We start from the raw sequence: 14,907 nt of genomic DNA on the forward strand, positions 1-14,907 counted from the left end.
ATGGAAAGCTGAACTCTTGAACTCCATCAGTGAAAATTCTGAGCCTAAATGGGTGGCTGGCTTCATGTCCGGCACGTCGCTGGATGCTGTGGATGCGGCGTTGATCCTGACGGATGGCGAGCAAGTTTTCGATTTTGGCGCAACGGCTGAGCGGAAATACACAAACGAAGAGCGCGCCATTTTGCAGGGCGCAACAGACGCCGCACGCGCATGGAATTGGACGGGTGAGGAGCCCAATGTCGCGTTTGACGCGGCTCGCCGGGTCATCACAAGCACTCACCAGGCAGCCTGGGGGCAACTTTTGTCGGCGTGGAAAGGTCCGCAACCTGTGCTGGCGGGGGTGCATGGTCAGACGGTGTTGCACCGCGCCCCAAACGCCGACGTCGAGGGCGCGACGCTACAACTGATAGACGCACCATCAATGCGAGCCGTCCTTGGCGTTCCGCTCGCTTTTGACTTCCGCTCGGACGACGTCGCGGCGGGCGGACAAGGCGCTCCTTTGGCACCCGCCTATCACGTCGCACTGCTTGATCGCCTTGGCGATGAGGCGGCCTGCGTCCTTAATTTGGGGGGCGTCGCAAACATCACCGCGCGTATGAGCGATGGTGCCTTAGTCGCCTTCGACACAGGCCCCGCAAATGGGCCGATTGATGAGTGGGTGGAAGGACATGCACGCGGCACTCATGATGTCGGCGGTCGCCTCGCGGCGGCCGGACGGGCGCATGAGGGGCTGCTCGTGCAATTGCTTGATCATGACTGGTTTGATCAGGCGCCGCCAAAATCTCTCGACCGTTATGATTTCAACGCGAGCATGGTGCGCGGGTTGTCAGTAGAGGATGGCGCGGCGACGCTGACGGCATTTGCCGCGCGAGCGGTGGCGCGGGCACTTGCGTTGCTGCCGGAATATCCGGCGCGCATGATTGTTTGTGGAGGTGGCCGACACAATCCGGTGCTGATGGAGGCTTTGGCCGGGGCGACAAATTGCGACGTGCTGGCTGCTGAATCGGTCGGGTGGCGAGGCGATTCAATCGAGGCGGAGGCATTTGCCTTTCTGGCGGCAAGGACAGCGCGTAGCTTGCCGATCAGTTGGCCATCAACAACAGGCGTTCCCGCCCCCATGGGAGGCGGGAAATTGTTGGCCTAGTCTTCCTCGGCTTCCAGGCGCAGCTTTTCTTCCGCGTCGGACAGGCGCTGCAGCAGGTAATCTTCGCAAAGGCCGATCAGCTCATCGCGCTTGTCTTGATAGAAGTGGTTGGCGCCTTTGACTGTGGCGCGGTCAATTTGTTCGCCCTTCTGGACGCGAACCTTGGTCAGCGCGCGTTCGACATCCTCAGGGGAGGAGATCGAATCTGAGTCGCCGGACACGATCAGGCCAGAGGCCGGGCAGGGTGCCAGGAATGACAGATCGTAGTGGTTCGCAGGCGGCGAGATTGCAAGGAAGCCGTCAATCTCCGGGCGGCGCATCAGCAGCTGAAGCGTGATCCACGCCCCGAAGCTGTAGCCGGCACACCAGACATAACGCGGGCTTTCTGCGAGATTTTCGACATAGTCGAGCACGAAAGCGGCGTCTTCCAGTTCACCGATGCCTTGATCGTACTGGCCCTGGCTGCGTCCAACGCCGCGTGAATTGTAGCGCAGGACGCCAAATCCATGACGCTCAAACATCTGGTACAGCAGGATAGAGATCGGATCTTGCATCGTGCCGCCCGCCTTGGGGTGCGGGTGCAGGATAAGCGCGATCGGCGCGCCGGGAACCGGTGGCTCTGTGTAACGGGCTTCGATACGGCCCTGAGGGCCCGGAATAATCAGTTCTGCCATGTCATACTCGCTGGTCACGGGGAAAGGGCGCGGTCATAAGCCATTTGAGCTGTAAAAAGCAAATTTTTCTGCACCTGCAAAAACGCTTGGAAGTCTGTATATCACCACCATGATCTATGCCGATTACAATGCAACCTCACCGCTAAGGCCGGAAGCGCGCAAGGCAATGGTGGATGTGTGGGACATGGGCGCGACCAATCCGTCTTCTGTGCACGCATCCGGACGTGCTGCCCGGGGCGTGCTGGAGCGTGCGCGCACGGCGATTGGCGGCGCTATTGGCAGTCGGGCCGAAGACATTGTCCTGACCGGTGGCGGAACCGAGGCGGACAATCTGGCGATTCACGGTGTCGTTGCGGCCCTGAACGGAAACTGCACTTTCCTCGTCTCTGCCATCGAGCATGAGGCAATTACAAAAGCGGCAGCGCATTCGGGGGCGCGAGTTCAAACAGCGTATGTAACGCCTAATGGCGCGGTGGATCTCGACCACTTGTCGGATCAGGTTGCAGACTGGGACCACGAGACGTTTGGCACGCCGGTGCTGTGCCTGATGCTGGCCAACAATGAGACCGGCGTGATCCAGCCCGTCGCCGACGCGGCGCGTATCGTACGTGAGGCCGGCGGACTGACGATTTGCGATGCGGTACAGGGGCTTGGCAAGATTCCAGTCAATGTCGGCCTGCTCGGCGTCGATTATCTCAGCCTGTCGGCGCACAAGATTGGCGGCCCGCAGGGCGCCGGAGCCTTATGGCACCGGGCTGGCGCTCCGTTGAAGGCTGTCATGCATGGCGGTGGACAAGAGCGTGGGCTGCGATCTGGCACAGAGAATGTCGCCGCGCAGGCGGGCTTTGGCGCTGCGATCGAAGCCTCCGTGAAGGATCTGCCAAAATATGCTATGTTGTCTTCGTATCGAAATGATATGGAAGCGCAATTGGAACGCGAAGCAGGCGTGACGATCATGGGCAAGACCGCCGAGCGGCTGGCCGGGACGTCAAACTTTGCCAAGCCGGGCTTTGCGGCGGAAACGCAGGTCATGGCGATGGATCTGGCGGGTGTGTGTATTTCAGCCGGGTCTGCATGTTCGTCTGGCAAGGTGAAGCGGTCGCTCGTATTGCTGGCGATGGGCGCATCTGACGCCCTTGCGGAATCCGCAATCCGCACCAGCTTTGGATGGAACAGCACGCCGGAAGACTTTATCGGCGTGGCAGCCGCCTGGCTCGACGCAGCCCGGCGCACGGTATTGAAGGAAACGGCTTGATGGATTGCTGTGGCGGCATCGACGATCACGATGATGACTGCACCGACGTAAAGGTGAAGGACAGCATCGACCAGGAAACGGTCGAGGCCGCGAAGGCGCTCGAGTCCGAAAACTATTCCGCAGGCTTCGTCACGGACATTGAAATGGACATGGCGCCGAAGGGGCTGTCCGAAGATACGATCCGTTTCATTTCGGCCAAGAAGGAAGAGCCGGAATGGCTGCTCGAATGGCGCCTGGCGGCATACAAGCGCTGGCTGACCATGGAAGAGCCAACTTGGGCGATGGTCGATTATCCAACCATTGACTATCAGGACTACTATTACTACGCCGCGCCCAAAACCGGCGCGAAGTACGAGTCCATCGACGACGTTCCGAAGGAAATTCTGGAAACTTACGAGAAGCTCGGCATTCCGCTCCGCGAAGCCGAGGTGTTGCTCGGTGTTGAGGGCGCGGCCGAGAGCGCCGCTGCTGCGCGAGAGACCCCACGAGTCGCCGTGGATGCGGTGTTCGACTCCGTTTCCGTTGCGACGACCTTCCGCAAGGAGCTCGAAAAGGCCGGCGTGATCTTCATGTCAATCTCCGAAGCCGTGCACGAGTATCCGGAGCTGGTGAAGAAATACCTCGGCACCGTGGTGCCTCAATCCGATAATTTCTTTGCGACGCTGAACAGCGCGGTCTTCTCTGACGGGACGTTCGTTTATGTGCCCAAGGGCGTGCGCTGCCCGATGGAATTGTCTACCTATTTTCGGATGAATGCCGAGAATACAGGCCAGTTCGAGCGCACGCTCATCGTGTGTGATGAAGGCGCTTATGTTTCCTACCTCGAAGGCTGTACCGCGCCTATGCGCGACGAGAACCAGCTTCACGCCGCCGTGGTCGAACTGGTCGCGCTGGAAGATGCCGAGATCAAGTATTCTACCGTCCAGAACTGGTGGCCGGGTGACGAAAACGGCAAGGGCGGCATTTACAACTTCGTGACCAAGCGCGGCGACTGCCGTGGTGACCGCTCCAAGATCAGCTGGACGCAGGTGGAAACCGGCTCGGCCGTGACCTGGAAATATCCAAGCTGCATCCTGCGCGGTGATGACAGTGTCGGCGAGTTCTACTCCATCGCTGTCACCAATGGCCGCCAGCAGGCCGATACCGGTACGAAGATGATCCATCTGGGCAAGCGCACACGCAGCCGGATCATCTCCAAAGGCATTTCGGCAGGCAAGTCGAACAACACTTATCGCGGCCTCGTCTCAATCAATCGCAAGGCCGACAAGGCGCGCAATTTCACCCAGTGCGACAGTTTGCTGATCGGCGATCGCTGCGGTGCGCACACCGTGCCCTATGTGGAGAACCGCCGGGCCGATGCGCAGCTCGAACATGAGGCGACGACCACCAAACTGTCGGACGATCAGATGTTCTACGTTCGTCAGCGTGGCATCGGAGAGGAAGAGGCCGTGGCCCTTCTTGTGAACGGTTTCGTGCGTGAAGTGCTGCAGGAACTGCCGATGGAGTTTGCAGTTGAGGCGCAAAGCCTCCTCAAAGTCAGTTTGGAGGGCAGCGTTGGCTAGTGCTGACGCCTTTGACGCTTGGCTCGACGCTTATGCCAGAGCCCACGACGGCGGCGACGTTGCGTTGCTGAAATCCCTGTTTGGCGAGACTGCAGAATTTTTCGAGACGCCGTTCAATGCTCCCGCGAAAGGCGCGGAGGTCATTTCAACCTACTTCGCTGATATTTGGGCTCGCACGGCGGATAGCGTTTTCGAAATTGAAAAAATCGCCGAAGGTTGGGCGCACTGGACAATGGGCGGCACCATCGTAGCGTTAGATGAACCGTACCGCGCGAACGGCATTCTCAAAGTTGAGTTGGACGCTGATGGCCGGTGTCACTCGCTGACCTTGTGGACTGAACGGCTATCCGTGCGCGAATCCGATATGCTGTCGCAGAGAGACGCGTAAGTCGCCACCAGGTGCGGCAAATGATGAGATTTCACCTTTCTGACCTGTTTCAGGAGGTTCTGCGCGCCATTTCCTGCATCCGGGGCTTTTCCCAACGATCCAGCGGGCTTACATGCGCACCATGTTGAAGATTGAGAACCTGACCGCCACTGTCGGCGACGAAGACGATGCGAAGACCATCATCAATGGTCTGACCCTTGAGGTGCCGAAAGGCGAGGTCCACGCGATCATGGGGCCGAACGGCGCTGGCAAGTCGACGTTGTCTTATGTGCTGACTGGCCGGGACGGCTATGAGGTTACTGGCGGTTCAGCGACGTTGAATGGCGACGATATCCTGGACATGGATCCGGAAGAGCGCGCCGCCAAAGGGCTATTTCTGTCATTCCAGTACCCAGTCGAGATTCCCGGTGTGCCGGTGATGACATTCGTTCGCGCCGCGATGAATGCCCAGCGCAAGACGCGCGGCGAGGACGAGATTTCCGCACCGGATTTTATCAAGAAGTCGCGTGAAGTGGGTAAGGCTCTCAAACTGGATGCCGAAATGCTGAAGCGCGCGCTCAATGTCGGGTTTTCCGGCGGCGAGAAAAAGCGCCTCGAAATCTACCAGATGATGATGCTGGAGCCGAACTTCCTGATTCTGGACGAGACTGACTCCGGTCTGGACATCGACGCGTTGAAGACAGTTTCTGACGGTGTGAATGCCATGCGCTCGCCGGATCGTGGCATGCTTGTGATCACCCACTATCAGCGCTTGCTGGACCACATTAAGCCGGACAAGGTTCATGTTCTTTCGAAGGGCCGGATTGTGGCGACTGGCGGCCCGGAGCTGGCGCTACGACTTGAAAAAGAAGGATATGAAGGCATCCTCGGGGAGGTGGCGTGACCACAGCCCTGCGGGATCTGATTGCCAATCCGAATGCGGCGGAGCTGGAGCTCGTTGCGCGCTACGGCATGCAGCCTGAAGATGTGCGTCGCGAACGCCTGTTTGGTGCTTTCGCGCAATCTGGTTTGCCGAACCGCAGGATGGAAGCGTGGAAGTGGACTGACTTCAAGGCCGCATTGACGACGTTGGATCGCCCGTCGACTGCATCCGTGGAAGATCCGATTCCGTATGACGGCGCGCTTGTGTTCAAGTTCACGCCAACTGGTTTCGAGGCACCGGCAGATTTGCCGAACGGATTGAGCGTGTTCGAGAAGGGCGAGGCGCAAGCGCTGGGTGCCGCCGAAGACGTGCCGATGGGCGCGTTGGCTGCGTCACTTGCAGGCGAAAAATCGCGACCGGCGACAGTGCTTCTTGAGGTCACTTCTTCAGACCTGCCACGTCTGCACTTCCAGTTCAGCGGCGCAGGCGAAGCAAGTTTTGCACGCATTGTGATCGTCGTGCGTCCGGGGATGGCTGTAACAGTTTCTGAAAGTCATCTGGGCGGAGCAGGGCTTGAAGCGTCTGTGATCGAGTTTGGCTTGCAGAAGAATGCCTCTGCGGTGCGGACCATATATCAACGAGGCTCTCGCGAAGAGGCGGTGGCATCCACGGCCTTGGTGCATCTTGACGCTGAAGCGCAATATACACAGACCACGCTTTCGTTTGGCGCAAAGCTGGCGAGACTTGAAACGCGGGTCACCCACCAGGAGCCAAGCGCAAGCGTAACACTGAACGCCGCGTACCTTGTGGGAAAAGGTCTCCATACGGATATCACGACGCATGTGCGCCACGGCGCGAATTCATGCGTGACACGTCAATTGACCAAAGGAGCAGTTCTGGACGGAGGTACAGGCGTTTTCCAGGGCAAGTTCTTTGTGCCGCGTACGGCAGGGCAATACACGGATGCGGATATGCAGCACAAGGCGTTGCTTCTGGAAGATGGCGCCGTCGTTTTCGCAAAGCCTGAACTAGAGATTTACGCGGATGATGTTGAGTGTGCGCACGGCAATACCTGCGGCGCCCTGGATGACAATCAGCTCTTCTACATGCGCCAGCGAGGTATTCCGGAAAAAACTGCGCGTGCACTTTTGACTCAGGCATTTGTGGCTGAAGCCCTGGAAGAAGCTGGCGAGTTGGAGGAGTTGCTGCGGGGCGAGGCTGAGGCCTGGCTGGGTGCAGCATGAGCAGGGCATTTGATCTCGAGGCTATCCGCGCAGAGTTTCCAATCCTGTCGCGTGAGGTGAACGGCAAGCCGCTGGTGTATTTCGACAATGCTGCCAGCGCCCAAAAGCCGAATGCTGTCATTGATCGCATAGCAAATCAGTCGCGTACGGCTTATGCGAATGTCCACCGCGGCATCCATACCTTGTCGAATGAAACGACAGAGGCGTACGAGGCTGCGCGGGAAAAAGCCCGTGCGTTTCTGAATGCGCCGGCTACGGAAAATGTTGTTTTCACCAAGGGATCGACAGAGGGTATCAACCTCGTTGCTTCTGCGCTGGCCGGACGAATTCAGCCGGGCGATGAAATCGTGTTGTCGATCATGGAGCACCATTCGAACATTGTTCCGTGGCACTTTCTAAGGGAGCGTCATGGCGCAGTGCTAAAGTGGGTGGGCCTGAATGCCGACGGCTCTCTGGACATGGATGAGTACGCGCAAGCTATCGGGCCCAAGACCCGTATGGTTGCCATCACGCATATGAGCAATGTGTTGGGCTCCGTAACAGACATGGCCGAGATCTGCCGGTTGGCGCATGATGTCGGTGCGGAAGTTCTGGCTGATGGCAGCCAGGCGGCGGTTCACATGAAAGTCGACGTTCAGGCGCTCGGGTGCGACTGGTACGTGATGACGGGTCACAAACTTTACGGCCCAACTGGCATCGGCGTGTTGTACGGAACTGACGAAGCGCTGGATCGCGCACGCCCTTATCAGGGGGGCGGTGAGATGATCGAAATCGTGAGTCGCGACCGCGTGACCTACAATACTGCGCCGCACAAGTTCGAAGCTGGCACACCGCCAATACTTGAAGCGATTGGTCTCGGAGCTGCACTGGATTGGATGACTGCGTTCAATCATGACGACGTGATCGCGCACGAGAACGCCTTGTATGACCGTGCTTATGAGGGCATTCGAGGCGTCAATGGATTGACCATTCATGGCGAGGCACCGGGCAAGGGAGCTGTCCTGTCGTTCAGCCTGCAAGGGGCGCATCCACACGATCTCGCGCAGATCCTCGACCGGTACGGCATTGCGATCCGGGCCGGACATCATTGTGCACAACCGCTGATGGAGCACCTTGGCGTTAGCGCAACTGCGCGTGCAAGTTTCGCTGTTTACAATACGCCTGCAGAGGTTGACGTGTTCATTGAAGCGCTCGCCAAGGCGCGCGAAATGCTGGTATAGGTGACGCATGGCAGATGATATGACATCTCACGACATGGTCGATGTGTCAGGCGCTGAGCCGGGGGCAAACATCCCTCAGGCTGAGCTCAACCGTCTCACTGATGATCTGATCGCCGCGTTCAAGACCGTGTTCGACCCGGAAATTCCTGTAGATATCTACGAATTGGGACTGATTTACAAAGTAGATATCGATGATGACTACAAGGTCGACATCGATATGACTTTGACAGCGCCAGGATGCCCTGTAGCCGGCGACATGCCGGGGTGGGTGGAAACGGCTGCGCGAACCGTCGACGGCGTCAAGGATGTTGAGGTGCGCCTCACTTTTGATCCGCCTTGGGACCCTTCGCGCATGTCGGACGAAGCCCGCCTTGCATTGAACATGCTTTAATTGAAGCGGAACGTATTCGTTCCTATGTAATTGCCATGGCCAGACGACCCAGACCCAAACCCGTGAAACTTTCTGACGCTGCGGCAGAGCGCGTTAAGGAGATCATGGAAGAAAAAGGCGCCGGATACCTTCGGGTCGGCGTGAAGAATGGCGGCTGTGCGGGCATGGAATATGTCATGGACTATGCCGAAGCGCCCGAGCCTCTAGACGAAGTCGTCGAGGACAACGGCGTAACCATCGTGATCGATGCCAAAGCGGTGCTGTTCTTGTTGGGCAGTGAGGTGGACTATGAAGTCACCCCACTGCACGAGAAGTTCGTCTTCAGGAATCCAAATCAGACCGACGCCTGCGGCTGCGGCGAAAGCGTAACGATTGTCCCCGCGACCGCCTGATTTGGTGGTGGGCAACACGCGATACATCCAGAGTTTTCAGCCCCTTGCCGGACCGGGCGCGAAGATTCTGATTCTCGGAAGTATGCCCGGCATCGCCTCTTTGGAAGCTGGGCAGTATTATGCCCATTCTCGCAACGCGTTCTGGCCTATCATGGGCGATGTGTTTGGAGCGCAGCCAAGTTTGCCATACGAGGCGCGGCGCTCCATTCTCATCAATCACGGCGTTGCAGTTTGGGATGTGCTAAAACTCTGTCGCCGGGAAGGCAGTCTCGATTCAAACATTCGGGACGAGGTTCCGAACGATTTCGCGAAATTCTTCGAGATGTTTCCGCGCATCTCACGCGTTCTGCTGAATGGCGGAACGGCGGCGAGAAGCTATGGCAAATATGTTCAGCCACTCGTTCCGGAGTTGCGCGCTTTAGCTGTCCCATCAACAAGTCCGGCATACGCAGCGATGCGGTATGGGGAGAAGCTTGACCGTTGGCGGTGTGCGTTAGACTAGTGTCTTGATCGTGCATATGTATGCACCGGCTTATAAGAGTTGTTGAGGGTGAACTACTTCGAGTCTTCGTTAGGGGCCTCCGAAGGCCGCGATATCATCTCCTCCGGGCCTGGCTTCCATTCCTTTGGGAGGGTCAGGAACTAAAACACTGTCAGCTTCCGGAGTCCCGGTCGCTTCGGCGACCAGCTTGGAAGTTTGACTTTCCACTACATCGGTCAGCTTGGCCAGAAATTCCTGCTTCGGCATATCTGGATTGATCGGCGGCAGGAACTCGATCACTGCCGTGCCAGGCGTTTTGTGACGTTCCTGTTGGCGCCAGAACAGGCCAATATTGGTCGCAACCGGAATTACTGGAACATTCATCGCCTGGGCCATATGCCAGACGCCGGCCTTGTAGCGGAAATGGTACCCGACAGGCGCAAGATGGCCTTCTGGATAGATCAGGACGCGGCGTCCTTCCTGCTTTGCGCGCTGCATACCTTCCTTGAGAGAGGCGGCCTTGCGGTCTCCGCCGCCACATGTGTCGATGACGATCGCGCCAAGTTTCCGCAATATGCCACCAACGAGCGGGAATTTCTCAAGATGGTCGCCTGTCACGAAGGCCAGATTTCTGACTTCGGGATAAATCAGGAAGCCATCCCCCCAGCTCTGGTGTTTGGCTGCGATCACAAACGGGCCGTCTGGCAGATTTTCCCGCCCGCGCACCTCTTTGCGAATCCCGGCGACAAATCGCAAATTCAGATTCATCGCGCGTGTATAGCTTCTGATGATGGCGCGTACGGGCGTATGCCCTGGCAGGATCAGAAACGGCAGCGATGCCAACACGTAAAGGGCGGACAGCAGATAATAGACGAGCGTAAAAACAATGCCGCGCATGTGTCCCACTCCTTCTTGAGAATAGCCTACGATTTCAGTACGCACATGACCGCGCGGGACATGGCGTCGGCATGTTGTGAGAATGGGCCTGGAAGGCGATTGTAAATCTTGTTCTGACCAGATTGCATGACGACGCCGAGTGCCATCGCAGCTTTGAGGGCGGGATCGCCTTTTGGAATATGCCCTTCGCTCATCAGACCGGCGATGATCTTTTCGGTGATCGACACCGGGTCGTCGTCGCGGCGTTTGTCGTAGGGCAGAAAGCGGTTGAGTGACACAAGGTGAAACGAGAAGAGCAGGAAGTCTTCATCGGCAAGTTCGCAGTACGCCTTTACCGCCGCATGTACCTTTTCTTCGAGCGACCCGTCGCCAGTCAACGCCTCTGCCATCATCGCACCAAGGCGGTTATGTGTCTCCATAAACAGGGAGAGCGCGAGCTCGTCCTTGCCTTTGTAGTGCCGATAAAGCGCGCCCTCCGACACTCCGGCCTTTTCGGCGATTTCGCGCGTCGTGGCGGCATCGATGCCTTCATGGATGAACAGCTTGAGCGCGGCGCGTTCGATCTTTGGCCGGGCGTTGCGGGCGCGTGGCTTGGTTTTCGCTTGCTCGGTGCTTGACGCTTTCGCCATCTGGCCCTCCATATTTGTGCAGGACAATTTAGTATCGCGCAGCATGCAATGCAAGTGAATACTTGCTCACATCGCTGATCTGCCTCGGCCGAAAGGATATCTTCGCAGTGATATCAATGTAGTGGGGGGCTGGATTGGCTAGGCGAATTCGACGCGGTAGCTCTCAATTACCGTGTTTGCGAGAAGCTTTTCGCACATTTCTTTCACCCGCGCTTCTGCAGCATCAGATGACAGGCCGTCTTCCAGGTCCAGTTCAATGACTTTGCCTATTCGTGCAGCTTCGACTTCCTTGTAACCCATGCGCGCAAGTGTATCCGCGACAGCCTTGCCTTGCGGGTCCAGAACACCATTCTTCAGTGCGACGTGAACGATGGCTTTCATGCGAAGGTCTCCTGAGGAAGTCTGAGTCGAGCCCACTTACCCCGATTTAGTGCCTATTGGAACAAGCTTACCGCTGTAGCGAGAGCGATAAGGACGATTGCGGTAGAGATCACAGGCACAAGCTTCGAGTTACGAGTAGCCGAAGCTGTTGACTTGGTTTGAGCAGACGATGGCATAAACCGAAATTCCTATATGACCGTGTAAACCAGCAGATTGCTATTTGCCGCCATTAAAGCTGACGACATTGTCCGTTTCGCCTGACTCTTTCAGAATGCCGAGACGTCTGGCGACTTCCGCATATGCCTCCGTGACACCGCCAAGGTCGCGGCGGAACCGGTCCTTGTCCAGCTTGTCGCCGGTTTCGAAGTCCCAAAGCCGACAGCTGTCGGGGCTGATTTCATCGGCGAGCAGAATGCGTGGAATTTCGTTGTCGCCCTCATAGTAGCGGCCGAATTCCAGTTTGAAATCGACAAGACGAATGCCTACCGCCGCGAACAGGCCGGACATGAAGTCATTCACGCGCAGCGAGAGCGAAATGAGATCTTCATATTCCTGTGCCGTCGCCCAACCAAATGCGGCGATGTGTTCTTCAGTGACAAGCGGATCGCCGAGTGCATCGTCCTTGAGGTAGAACTCAACCATTGGACGGGGCAGGACCTGGCCTTCTTCGATGCCGAGACGCTTGGACAACGTACCAGCGGCGACATTCCGCACGACGACTTCCAGCGGGATGATGTCCACTTTCTTCACCAATTGCTCGCGCATATTGAGTCGGCGGATGAAGTGCGTCGGAATACCGACCGCGGAAAGGCGGGTCATCATGAACTCGCTGATGCGATTGTTCAGAACGCCCTTGCCGTCCAGAACCGCACGCTTCTGGGCGTTGAAGGCCGTCGCATCATCCTTGAAATACTGGATGAGCGTGCCTGGCTCTGGACCCTCATAGAGGATCTTTGCCTTGCCCTCATAGATTATGCGCTTCTTGCTCATGCGGCCGGGCCTCCTGCTGAATGCCGGGTAGCTGTAACAGGAATCGTTTTCAGCCGCCCCCGGAAAGCGAACCTGTTACGCCAATCTGCTCAAAGAAACAATTATTGCGCACACCTCATCTGAGCGCCTATATGCACGACTCACAGACCACCGTTCAGAAAGGCCATTTCAGATGAGCACATTTGACGATCGCGAGCGCGCAGAGGAAGCCCGTTACGCTTTGGATCAGGAAACCCAGTTCAAGGTCATGGCCCGCCGAAATAAGCTTCTTGGCTTCTGGGCGGCAGACCTCATGGGTCTTACGGGATCAGACGCTGAAGCGTATGCGAAAACTGTTGTGTTGTCCGACTTGGAAGAGCCGGGCGATGATGATGTGTTCCGCAAGGTACGGGCCGACTTCGACGCGGCCGGTATCGACCGTACCGACGCCCGTATTCGGGAGCAAATGGCAGAATTGCTGCCGGTTGCGCGCGAGCAGATCCTCAAGGATGCGCAATAAGCCCCGCATAGGTTAGCCGTTCGCCAATCTGATTCGGATCGAACGTGTCAGCACAGGAGGGCGCATCTTCGCCAAGCGGCGTGAAAGATGCGCAACTCACTTTCGTTGCCTCGCCTGACGCAAATTTGGGCTTCCCGTGCCATTGCGCCATCGCGGGCACACCGGTCCAGTGGCTGAAATACATGCGGCCAGCGTGCGTCGGTATTTTTGTATCGCCGGGTTTGGTCGAGTAAAATGGTTCACCATCAACAAACCAGGTGATCTGATCAGGTGTCCACTCGAACGCGTACAGATGCGGCGCTTCTGATGCATCGAATGGAAGATCGAAAACGGCATGTGCACCCTTTTGGCCGCTGCGCCAGTAATTGAATTCGATCTTGGTGGTGTCCTTTCCAAGGAATTCGATATCGATTTCGTCATGCGGCGTGTTGGCGTAGGGGCCCGTATACATGAAGAAGGCTGAGACCAGCCCGGATCCTTTGCCAATTTGCAAAACGGCTTCGTATCGGCCGTATCCATACTCTTTTCGTGATCGGAACTCGGCCATTGAGAAGGGAGATGCGGGCGTTGGTTCATGCTGAACCTGAAGCTCTAATCCGTCATCGGTCGTCTTGATGTTCTCGGCTGCCCAGCGGCCTCCATAGAAATCGTGCCCACGCTCGGTGTTGGACGCCCAGAATGATGTCTCCAGGCTATCCCGTTTGAGGTCTGCTAGCATGGCGGCGCCGGAGTTCGCCTGCAGTTTGACTGCGGGTTTGACGGGCACAGGCTTGGCAGGAGCGATTTCCAGCGGTTCAAGCTCCGTGCGGCCTCTCAAGTCCGGGGTGGCACGATTTACCGGGTAGTATTGGGCTGCTGGAGGCTGAACACTTTGGGAGGCGCGTTCAGGACCACCATTGGAATACACCATGATACCCGTGGCGACCGCCATGATAACGCTACCAATCAATGTGATGTGTTGAAATGGAGCAGGTGCCTTGGGGGAAGATGTTCGAATTTGACCAAAACGGGGCATGTTTTCACCTTGCGTTTACCGTGAAGATCACGTTCGCAAGAGACAAGCCGGTTTTAGCTGCTGGAACTGCGTTCGTCCGATTCCGCCAGACTTTTCAGGTTCCGCATCATGAATAGCGGCACCGACCCAATTGGCGTCACTGCCCAATCAAGTGGTTGATCGTGCGGTTCGGCGGGAACGGTCTCTATCTGTTGTGCAGCGTAGGCAACCGCACAAGCGAATGCTCTGCCGTCTTCTCTCAGCCGCTCAAGAGCCTTGTCATAATGCCCCTTGCCATATCCGAGGCGGTTTCCCATTCCGTCAAACGCCAGAAGCGGTGTCAGAATCAGTGTGGGTTGACCCAGCGGTGCGTCGGCGGAAGGTTCCGACAAGCCAAACGGTCGCCGCTCTAGGGGTTCTCCGAAGTTCCAGGACCGCCAAGTCAGTTCGCCAGAATCTTCAATCCGCGGCAGGCACAGCTCCGCACCAGCCTTGGCGAGTTTTTGCATCAGGGGCGAAGGGTCGAGTTCCTCATTGATGGCAACATAGCCGGCCACCACAGGGCCGTAGCGCTCAAGGAGTTTCATGGGAAACTTGTCCGCCAGGGTTTCGGCCGCGTCGGGATCTCGTGCGGCCGCCTCTGCGCGTAGGGTCCGCATGCGGTGTCGAAGGTCTGTCTTGTCCATCGAGGCGTCCCTATTTGGCCAGTTGGTTAAACACAAGTCACGGAAACTTGTTCGAGCGCATGAGAACCACGAACGCCGCGGGGCATATTCACTCCCGTCAACCTAGATACTAGGTGGGCGCCGGGTGAGCCCGGACCACGGTCCGGACCAGAATGCCAGCTCCCTGACGGAAATTAAGGTCGCCGGAGATCAGTCCGTCGCAAACGTCGCAGCCCTCA

18 protein-coding genes and 1 other RNA gene are annotated in these 14,907 nt (G+C 57.4%); 11 read left to right on the top strand and 8 right to left on the bottom strand.

Annotated elements, in window-relative coordinates:
• The first annotated feature begins 25 nt into the window (after positions 1–25).
• Positions 26–1,144 carry an anhydro-N-acetylmuramic acid kinase gene (locus HF931_RS11840; RefSeq protein WP_348762765.1) on the top strand — a complete coding sequence of 373 codons (1,119 nt, stop codon included), beginning with the start codon at positions 26–28 and terminating at the stop codon, positions 1,142–1,144.
• Here the strand turns inward: HF931_RS11840 and HF931_RS11845 are convergent.
• On the bottom strand, positions 1,141–1,818 hold the full coding sequence (locus HF931_RS11845) for an alpha/beta hydrolase (RefSeq protein ID WP_035553651.1): 678 nt from the start codon (positions 1,816–1,818) through the stop codon (positions 1,141–1,143). The two genes, HF931_RS11840 and HF931_RS11845, sit on opposite strands and share 4 nt — an antisense overlap.
• 109 nt (positions 1,819–1,927) lie before the next feature.
• Here HF931_RS11845 and HF931_RS11850 point away from each other — a divergent pair, with 109 nt between their 5' ends.
• The 9 genes from HF931_RS11850 (at position 1,928) to HF931_RS11890 (ending at position 9,634) form a co-directional block, all read left to right on the top strand.
• Positions 1,928–3,073, top strand: a complete 1,146-nt coding sequence (locus HF931_RS11850) for a cysteine desulfurase family protein (RefSeq protein WP_035553648.1) — start codon at positions 1,928–1,930, stop codon at positions 3,071–3,073.
• A complete protein-coding gene (sufB, locus tag HF931_RS11855; protein ID WP_051602785.1) occupies positions 3,073–4,635 on the top strand; it encodes a Fe-S cluster assembly protein SufB in 1,563 nt (520 codons plus the stop codon). The genes HF931_RS11850 and sufB overlap by 1 nt, the downstream gene beginning before the upstream one ends.
• The gene (locus HF931_RS11860) at positions 4,628–5,023 is read left to right on the top strand and encodes a nuclear transport factor 2 family protein (protein WP_035553647.1); all 396 of its coding nucleotides are present in this window, start codon (positions 4,628–4,630) and stop codon (positions 5,021–5,023) included. Before sufB ends, HF931_RS11860 begins: the two co-directional genes overlap by 8 nt.
• A gap of 121 nt (positions 5,024–5,144) precedes the next feature.
• Positions 5,145–5,906: a Fe-S cluster assembly ATPase SufC gene (gene sufC, locus HF931_RS11865; protein WP_035554019.1), complete on the top strand. Its 762-nt coding sequence runs from the start codon at positions 5,145–5,147 to the stop codon at positions 5,904–5,906.
• Entirely contained in the window at positions 5,903–7,129 is a 1,227-nt protein-coding gene (locus tag HF931_RS11870) for a SufB/SufD family protein (RefSeq protein ID WP_035553644.1), read from the top strand. Before sufC ends, HF931_RS11870 begins: the two co-directional genes overlap by 4 nt.
• Entirely contained in the window at positions 7,126–8,349 is a 1,224-nt protein-coding gene (locus tag HF931_RS11875; RefSeq protein ID WP_035553640.1) for an aminotransferase class V-fold PLP-dependent enzyme, read from the top strand. Before HF931_RS11870 ends, HF931_RS11875 begins: the two co-directional genes overlap by 4 nt.
• A 7-nt stretch (positions 8,350–8,356) precedes the next feature.
• The gene (locus HF931_RS11880; RefSeq protein ID WP_035553638.1) at positions 8,357–8,740 is read left to right on the top strand and encodes an SUF system Fe-S cluster assembly protein; all 384 of its coding nucleotides are present in this window, start codon (positions 8,357–8,359) and stop codon (positions 8,738–8,740) included.
• Between the two features lie 35 nt (positions 8,741–8,775).
• Complete coding sequence (locus HF931_RS11885) at positions 8,776–9,132, top strand: HesB/IscA family protein (protein ID WP_035553636.1); 357 nt, start codon at positions 8,776–8,778, stop codon at positions 9,130–9,132.
• Between the two features lie 7 nt (positions 9,133–9,139).
• Positions 9,140–9,634 carry a DNA-deoxyinosine glycosylase gene (locus tag HF931_RS11890; RefSeq protein ID WP_241764207.1) on the top strand — a complete coding sequence of 165 codons (495 nt, stop codon included), beginning with the start codon at positions 9,140–9,142 and terminating at the stop codon, positions 9,632–9,634.
• A gap of 69 nt (positions 9,635–9,703) precedes the next feature.
• Here HF931_RS11890 and HF931_RS11895 read toward each other — a convergent pair whose 3' ends face one another.
• From HF931_RS11895 to purC, 4 genes are all read right to left on the bottom strand, one after another.
• Positions 9,704–10,510 carry a lysophospholipid acyltransferase family protein gene (locus HF931_RS11895; protein WP_035553633.1) on the bottom strand — a complete coding sequence of 269 codons (807 nt, stop codon included), beginning with the start codon at positions 10,508–10,510 and terminating at the stop codon, positions 9,704–9,706.
• 26 nt (positions 10,511–10,536) lie between these two features.
• Positions 10,537–11,139 carry a TetR/AcrR family transcriptional regulator gene (locus HF931_RS11900; RefSeq protein ID WP_051602812.1) on the bottom strand — a complete coding sequence of 201 codons (603 nt, stop codon included), beginning with the start codon at positions 11,137–11,139 and terminating at the stop codon, positions 10,537–10,539.
• 138 nt (positions 11,140–11,277) lie between these two features.
• Positions 11,278–11,520 (bottom strand): phosphoribosylformylglycinamidine synthase subunit PurS, encoded by a 243-nt coding sequence (purS, locus tag HF931_RS11905; RefSeq protein ID WP_035553630.1) that lies wholly within the window; start codon positions 11,518–11,520, stop codon positions 11,278–11,280.
• Between the two features lie 216 nt (positions 11,521–11,736).
• The gene (gene purC / locus HF931_RS11910) at positions 11,737–12,510 is read right to left on the bottom strand and encodes a phosphoribosylaminoimidazolesuccinocarboxamide synthase (RefSeq protein WP_035553628.1); all 774 of its coding nucleotides are present in this window, start codon (positions 12,508–12,510) and stop codon (positions 11,737–11,739) included.
• Between the two features lie 172 nt (positions 12,511–12,682).
• On the opposite strand from purC, the gene HF931_RS11915 reads away from it, so the two are divergent.
• Positions 12,683–13,009: a DUF1476 domain-containing protein gene (locus HF931_RS11915; RefSeq protein WP_035553625.1), complete on the top strand. Its 327-nt coding sequence runs from the start codon at positions 12,683–12,685 to the stop codon at positions 13,007–13,009.
• Here HF931_RS11915 and HF931_RS11920 read toward each other — a convergent pair.
• The 3 genes from HF931_RS11920 to ssrS all read right to left on the bottom strand — a co-directional run bounded on the left by HF931_RS11920 (position 12,993) and on the right by ssrS (position 14,907).
• A complete protein-coding gene (locus tag HF931_RS11920) occupies positions 12,993–14,024 on the bottom strand; it encodes a family 16 glycosylhydrolase (protein ID WP_051602784.1) in 1,032 nt (343 codons plus the stop codon). The two genes, HF931_RS11915 and HF931_RS11920, sit on opposite strands and share 17 nt — an antisense overlap.
• A 53-nt stretch (positions 14,025–14,077) precedes the next feature.
• Positions 14,078–14,689 carry a 5-formyltetrahydrofolate cyclo-ligase gene (locus HF931_RS11925; RefSeq protein WP_035553623.1) on the bottom strand — a complete coding sequence of 204 codons (612 nt, stop codon included), beginning with the start codon at positions 14,687–14,689 and terminating at the stop codon, positions 14,078–14,080.
• 59 nt (positions 14,690–14,748) lie between these two features.
• A non-coding RNA gene (gene ssrS, locus HF931_RS11930) (6S RNA) lies at positions 14,749–14,907 on the bottom strand.

Origin of the sequence: Hyphomonas atlantica corrig. (genome assembly GCF_017795365.1) — a bacterium.
Classification (GTDB): domain Bacteria; phylum Pseudomonadota; class Alphaproteobacteria; order Caulobacterales; family Hyphomonadaceae; genus Hyphomonas; species Hyphomonas atlantica.